The sequence below is a fragment of the Mesorhizobium sp. SARCC-RB16n genome, from assembly GCF_008520305.1.
Taxonomy (GTDB): Bacteria; Pseudomonadota; Alphaproteobacteria; order Rhizobiales; family Rhizobiaceae; genus Mesorhizobium.
Genome location: NZ_ML703329.1, coordinates 1 through 6,221, shown reverse-complemented (window position 1 = coordinate 6,221; position 6,221 = coordinate 1). Strand labels below are relative to the sequence as shown.

3 protein-coding genes and 5 pseudogenes are annotated in these 6,221 nt (G+C 57.1%); 3 read left to right on the top strand and 5 right to left on the bottom strand.

Annotation, left to right across the window (positions count from 1 at the left end; translation table 11 throughout):
* Nucleotides 1-1,285: 1,285 nt before the first annotated feature.
* Nucleotides 1,286-1,927: an outer membrane protein gene (locus tag C7I87_RS34960; protein WP_149908466.1), complete on the bottom strand. Its 642-nt coding sequence runs from the start codon at nucleotides 1,925-1,927 to the stop codon at nucleotides 1,286-1,288.
* Nucleotides 1,928-2,773: 846 nt separating this feature from the next.
* Here C7I87_RS34960 and C7I87_RS34955 point away from each other — a divergent pair.
* The 3 genes and pseudogenes from C7I87_RS34955 to C7I87_RS34945 all read left to right on the top strand — a co-directional run.
* Nucleotides 2,774-2,977, top strand: coding sequence for a hypothetical protein (locus tag C7I87_RS34955; RefSeq protein ID WP_149908465.1), 204 nt, complete (start codon nucleotides 2,774-2,776; stop codon nucleotides 2,975-2,977).
* A gap of 39 nt (nucleotides 2,978-3,016) precedes the next feature.
* Nucleotides 3,017-3,250 carry a DUF6894 family protein gene (locus C7I87_RS34950; protein WP_149908464.1) on the top strand — a complete coding sequence of 78 codons (234 nt, stop codon included), beginning with the start codon at nucleotides 3,017-3,019 and terminating at the stop codon, nucleotides 3,248-3,250.
* Between the two features lie 187 nt (nucleotides 3,251-3,437).
* Nucleotides 3,438-3,710 (top strand): annotated as a pseudogene (locus C7I87_RS34945) (hypothetical protein); the annotation flags it as partial.
* A gap of 503 nt (nucleotides 3,711-4,213) precedes the next feature.
* On the opposite strand, the pseudogene C7I87_RS34940 reads toward C7I87_RS34945, so the two are convergent.
* From C7I87_RS34940 to C7I87_RS34925, 4 pseudogenes are all read right to left on the bottom strand, one after another.
* Nucleotides 4,214-4,390 (bottom strand): annotated as a pseudogene (locus tag C7I87_RS34940) (IS5/IS1182 family transposase); the annotation flags it as partial.
* 988 nt (nucleotides 4,391-5,378) lie between these two features.
* Nucleotides 5,379-5,805, bottom strand: a pseudogene (locus C7I87_RS34935) (transposase); the annotation flags it as partial.
* A pseudogene (locus C7I87_RS34930) lies at nucleotides 5,804-5,961 on the bottom strand (Tn3 family transposase); the annotation flags it as partial. The pseudogenes C7I87_RS34935 and C7I87_RS34930, both read right to left, overlap by 2 nt.
* A 69-nt stretch (nucleotides 5,962-6,030) precedes the next feature.
* Nucleotides 6,031-6,221, bottom strand: a pseudogene (locus tag C7I87_RS34925) (Na/Pi cotransporter family protein); the annotation flags it as partial.

Sequence of the window (6,221 nt, the reverse complement as noted above, 5' to 3'; positions counted from 1 at the left end):
TACGAGCCTGAGTGATCAGATTCTGCTCTAGTTCGTTCCCTGGCGCCCCTAACACCTCCCCCTCAGTTAGAGGCGCAAGAGAGTTGTTGACCAGCTCAAACAAAACCCGCCACCGTCCCCTCAGTGGCGGGTTTGCTATTGCCAGCTGGAACATGTGTCACAGACAAAGGTTCGGGAGCCGGCCGCCTACTCCCGGCGGCCCTCCCTCCGTCAGTTGCCCGCCGGCTCCGGCCGGCGGGCTTTTTCATATGACGGAACCTTGTCGATCGCCGCAGATTGACCGTCTCGGCGACAGCGTTTGCATAGGCCTGTCGCTGACCAAAGACCCAATCTCTGGTCGACCCGCGCCTCCCCGAGGGGTGCGGGTCATTCTTGGGGCTCCTTGACAGACTTCGGCGGCGTGATGCACTTTCACGGGGATCAACCTGGGGGAATTCCTATGAAGGAGACCTACGAAAGACCTACGCTGACGAAGCGCGAGCGCCTGGGGACTGTTACGGCCATTGTCATCACATCTGGCCCGATCAAAGGCGGGTTATGAGGCTTGCGCTATGTGGGAACTTGACATTTTTCGGCAGGTTCGAAAGGCGGCAGCTCCCGTGCTGCCGGTCAGGTCCCCCAAGACCTGGCCGGGCCCGCTTCCCCTTCCTGTACTGCCAGGAGGCGGGCCCACTGCAAAGGTCTGGCGGGGTAGGCGTGCTTGAGCAGGCCAAGACGGCTCGTCTATTTGAATGACGCCGCGCCGGCAACGACAATGCTAGGTTCGTGTAAGCTGGCGATGATCCCCCTCTAGCCGCGCCAGTCAGGCCCGGCGTTGGTCGCGCTCGACCGCCGGGCCTTCTACGTGTATGCGACATGCTGAGTATCTCGGACATGTCAAAGGCCCCGGTGCCGCCCAAAGCGTGAACTGACCCCCGAAATGGACATTTTCACACAATCACCAGAGATGCGTTTCTTAACGGCAGCTTTGGCACTGGATTGGGTTCGATTCCCTGCGGGCTGCCAGTTTTGTCCGAATGGACATCCGAAGTTGAGGTTAGCTCAGGGCTTGATCGAAGTAGTCCCCGGCCAGGGACCAAAAGTGCAAGCACTGCCGTCCACGGAGCGGCCGGGAAGCCGGCTGAACGGTTGTTAAAGTGGATCGCGGGTGAGAGCGGCGGGCTGAACACCCGAGGGTCGCAGATAAAAATCCTGCCCTCAATACGAGATCGACCTGGTGCGGAGCGCAAACAAAAAAAGCCCCAGACAAAATTTGTCCGGGGCTTCTGTGGAGGTCCGCCGAAAACTAGAATTTGTAATTCAGGCCGATGCGAACGGTGTGGAAGGGCACCTTGGCATCGATACCGCCCCCTCCGGCTGTGAACGACGCTTTACCCAGGTCCGTGTAAAGATACTCAGACTTGAGCGACCAATTCGTAGTGATGGCGTATTCAGCGCCCGCGCCAACGGTCCAGCCGACCTTGGTCTTGGACAGGTCGATGCCTGGGGCAGAGATCTTTTCGTGACCATAGGCCAAGCCGCCAGTGCCATAGACCATGAAGCGATCGACGGGCGTATAACCAAGGCGAGCACGCACCGTGCCGAACCAGTCAACCTTTGTTTCGAGAGAGGGGCCGCCGAGCGACAAGTCGGCCTTAATGTCGGAACCCTGGAAGTCGGCTTCCACGCCGTAGACGAATTGGCCAACCTGCCAGTTGTAACCGGCCTGAACGCCTCCCAGGAAGCCACTCGCACTGAGGTCGAAACCACCAGGGCCGCCGCCCGAAGGAGAAAGATTAAACGTGCCGAAACCGCCGCCGGCGTTCACGCCGATATATGCTCCGGTCCAGTCATAGGAAGCAGCAACCGGTGCCTCCTGCAGAACGTCAGCCGCATAGGCGGTGCTGGTAGCAAGGACGAGAGCGGTTGCGAGAAGAAGCTGTTTCACGGCATAACCCTTTGTTGCCTGCTTCGGACGAGTGCCCCAAGAACTACCTATCCGAGTGGAGATACCGTTGTCGCGGAACGCCTTCCGTTGTCAACGCTGCCAAGTCCGAAGGCGGGATATTTCCTCCCGGTGATGCATGGAAGCCACAGCCTCAGCGTGTTCCGCACAATCTTTCCCGCGACGAACCGGCAGCACTCCAATTCGTCGCGCGCTATAAAGTAATTAAGCATTTATTTATGAGGCGGCGATGACGAAGCAAGAGGTTCTCGAACAAGCCGGGCTGAGGCTGGTGAAAGTTGGAAATCTGAACCAGGGGCCGGCGACTACCTGGCCGGTGCAGTGGCCCTCGAGAAGAACGGCTGTCCGGATTGTCCGGCAATTGCGGCTCCAGCAAATCCTCGCGGACATTAGAGGCGCAGCCAGTAGCAATGAAGGCAACCGCACCTACGCCGTTGATCGCCTCCGAGTGCTAGTCGAGGAATTCGTTCGGGAGTTGTACGGACTGTGGCGGCGACGTAGAAATGTCGGCCGTTCTGCAAAGTAGAAATGTCGCACTGGCCGTTCCAAGGGCAGGGTACAGCAAGTTAGAAATGCGACAGTTACGCCCCCGGTGCCGACATTAGCGCCCGATCGGGCGTCAGCTGGTCGGGGTTGCGCAGCCCGATCGGGTGCGTTCCAGTGGGCTCCCCCGGCTTAGTCCGGAATGTTCCCGATCGCCCTGGCGATTGTATATTTGACACACCCACGGTGAAATTGGTGCTAACCATCACAGCCCTGAACGGGTTCAACTCGCAAAAAAAGGTCCGAAAGGGTACCTTTAACCTTCTCTCAGCGGAGGTGGCTCCCATGCAGGCCAACGGCCACGTCGACCCCGAACAGCTAGCCATGCTAGCAGGTCTCTTAGACGAGCATTGCCAAGCATCCGGCATTCAATTGGAAAGCCCGGAGCACGAGATCCTGGCTAGCCGGATCCTCACCTTGTTCACTGGCGGCATGACCGCCATTGACGATTTAAAGCAGGCGCTAACCAGCACCCGCGACACGGCCTAAGATCGCGGAACAAACGCGGCGCGTCCATGTTCGGATGGCATGACGCTCTATTATTTCGATGTAGACGATAACGGCACGCTCATCTCTGACGATGACGGGATCGACTGCGAAGGCCTCACTATCGAACGCGAGGCGACCAAAGCTCTTGCCGAGATGATGGGTGAAAGGTTGCCTGACGGTGATTGCCGCCAATTGTCCATCATCGTGCGGAATGAGATTGGCGAAACGGTCTACTATGCGAGGATCAAGTTTGAAGCTGGCGCGCTCATTTGACCTGGAATCGTTCGCGCTGTCCTAGGCGGAAGGCCAGCGGAAACGGTTACACTGCAGACGATCACCCGAATATAGGAACTAAGAAAACCCGGCGTTTGGGTCCGCGCCGGGCCACCACTCGAATCTAATGCAGTACTCTGAAGGATTCAAATGTCGGTTTGATACAAAGCAGACGCGGACGTGCGGCGCGCTCTACGAGGCGGCGTCCGGATTGATGAAGCGCTTCAAGGGCACGGACAAGGTCAAGAGCTGGGGCCAGGAGATCGCCAAACGCTCCTGCCACCGCAAGGCCTGCGTGGCGGTGGCGCGCCAGCTGGCGGTGATCATGCACGCCATCAGGACCGACGGCACGTTCTACGTCGGCGATGCGGCGGCGAGCGAGGCCGATGCCGCGCAGCGCGCCCATGGCAAGGCCGCAAGCTTATGGGTTCACATCGATGAGCGGTATGGCGGCAGTTGAAACGCACGGCCTCAGCAGTGTGGTGGACGCTATCTGAGCTAAGGAGATCCGCCTAGGCGAATGAGGACCGATGCAGACCAGGAACGACGGTGCGCACCTTATCCTGTCTGCGGCCGCGCCGACGAACAGACGGCTGGACCGCGCGCGATTGCCTGTGACGATGCTCCGTCAGTCCGATGGAAGAGTGCGCCACCGCAGTTCGAGCGCTGCAAATAAGCAGGAAACTACCCCCGTCGCAGAGCGCGGAAGACTGCACGGCGCATCGGAACTCGACACCAGAACGCGGTATTGTACCGTAGAGCATAGATTCGTGTATTGTCGCAACCTTGAAAAGGGACGACGATCTCAGAAGGATAATCGGAAGCACAACCCACAACCGAACAACCGATTAAGGTGCAAGATAAAGCGAGCTTGCGCTCGCGCCTCGCTTTGCATCACGTTTGGCCTTGAGGATAGCCTCGTCGCGGATGTGATATGCTAAGGTGAATGTCGATCGACCCGTCGTCAAACAATTCTGCGGAGCCATCGCTGGTGACTTCGTCGCGGTTCTCTATCAGCCCATGCCCAATGAAGCAGAGTTCCGCCTCCTCGCCCCGCCCTTTGGGATCGCTGGTCGAAGCAAGCGTCTCTTTCGATCGCCTCACGCCGTGGAAGTCCGCTTCCGCGTTGCGTCCGCCGCCTTCCACCAATGTCGCATCTTTGGCTCGAAAATTAGCAAAGTCCACGGCTGGTCTAACATACCATCCGGCCGCTTCACAACAATGTGATTAGTTGAATCTAGCTCTATCCGCTGGACCAGAAATATGAAGGTATGTATCGATGGTTGTACGAACTTTTAGTTCAGGTTGAGTAAGTAGCGCAGCAAAGACGTTGCTCTGTTTGCTCCTGGCCAGAGGGGAACGCAAAGCCGAAAAATTTCGCCAAGCTTTAAAACCTTTTTCGAGGTAAAGTTGACGTTGTTGTCCAAATGCCTAGGAAATCGCGTTCGTCAAGTATGACACAAGGCAGACAAGCTGCCGAGCAATTCGGATTAAGTATGAAAAATATACTGTTACATATTGTGAGTCTTGGTTGGTTGCTATCTATTGCGAATACCAACATAGCTATAGCAAATGATGAACTAGTTTCAGACCTTGAGGTCATGACAGGTAAATGTCTGAGCACTGGCCTCTTTAAGACAGAATACTGCGAATGCGCTTACGCAGTATCTCTGTCGCTGGTAGATAATAATCAGATTTTTGATTTCTTTATAAACTCCTCAGGTAAAAATGAGAGTGAGATTGACAGCCTTTATAAGGGCCTAGTTGGCGGAGACGCGTACTCTGATAGGAACTTTTCTTTCTAAGAAAGAAAAAATGGAATATTTGGAGGGAAAGTTCCTGCTCTTTTCTAGGAGATTACATAAGAAATGCGGTTAATATCTGCATCGATGATGGATGTGAGAGTGTATATACACTTTTAATCTTTCGGAGAGCAAAAATGGTTGTACCAATAAACTGGTAGCCCAAACGGACCTCCAAGCGCCATAACGACGGTTACTGGGGCGATATCCTCTGCAATAGGAAGTTTTCTTTCAAACAATGCGTCTAGCATGCTTGCTGTTGGTGACAACATGAAACGAACAGCAGATTGATGAGCGCAACTCTCGTGGGCTTCCGACGAACCCGCGGGCACACCTGCACGGTCGAGCCGGGCGGTATCGGAAGTCCAGCTCTCGGGCAGAAACAGCCGCATGCGCCACCATGACCGGCACTTCGCCAGGGGCCAGCGTCAGCGACACCAGCGTCTGGCAGTTGGCGTCCTTGCCAAGCGCCGAGGCATATTGCGGCGCGACGCCGACCGAGTGGCGCCCCTTCTTGGGGAGCGCGGTGTCGTCCACGATCAGCCACGCATCGTTCCCGCCAACTTGTCTGTCGGCCTCCGCAAGTAGCACCTTCTCCAGCGGCGCAGCATCCCACACGCCGCTCGCGATGAAGTGGTGCAGCTGGTCATAATTGACGCCTGCGTCGCGCGCCGCCATCGGTTGGATGCTCTTGCGATCCCCAAGGCCAATCAGCCCAGCAATATAGGCCGGACACATCCGCGCACGCGTCTTGCCCGTCGGATGACGCGGTCGTCCATTACCCCAAACTCGGGCATCCGGGTGAGGAGGGTGCGCATCGGTGATGCATGCTTGCGCCGTGCGATAGGTCTCGGATCGGCTGTGAAAGGTGCGCATCCAGCCGATCTGGTGAGCGCTGATGCCCTTGGCCCAAAGACGATGGTGATCGCAAATCCTATCGGTTGCACCCAATGGTTCCCCCTGTCGCAGCGAAACTCGCTAGACGACGAGCCGCGAGCCGGTGAGCAGGCCGCGCTCTTCCAACACGGGGTAGGCCATCGACGCCAGCAGCGAGTTGATCTGCTTCAGGTCGCGGATGGTGTCGAGGTGGATCGAGCTGGTTTCGAGGCTTCTGGCGGTGCCTTCGCGCAGGCGCACGAAATGGCTGGCGCTGGTTTCCTTCTCGCGGT

Coding starts and splice junctions, on each gene's coding strand:
- C7I87_RS34950 (WP_149908464.1), top strand. CDS start 3,017: ATGACGCTCTATTATTTCGATGTAGACGATAACGGCACGCTCATCTCT.
- C7I87_RS34955 (WP_149908465.1), top strand. CDS start 2,774: ATGCAGGCCAACGGCCACGTCGACCCCGAACAGCTAGCCATGCTAGCA.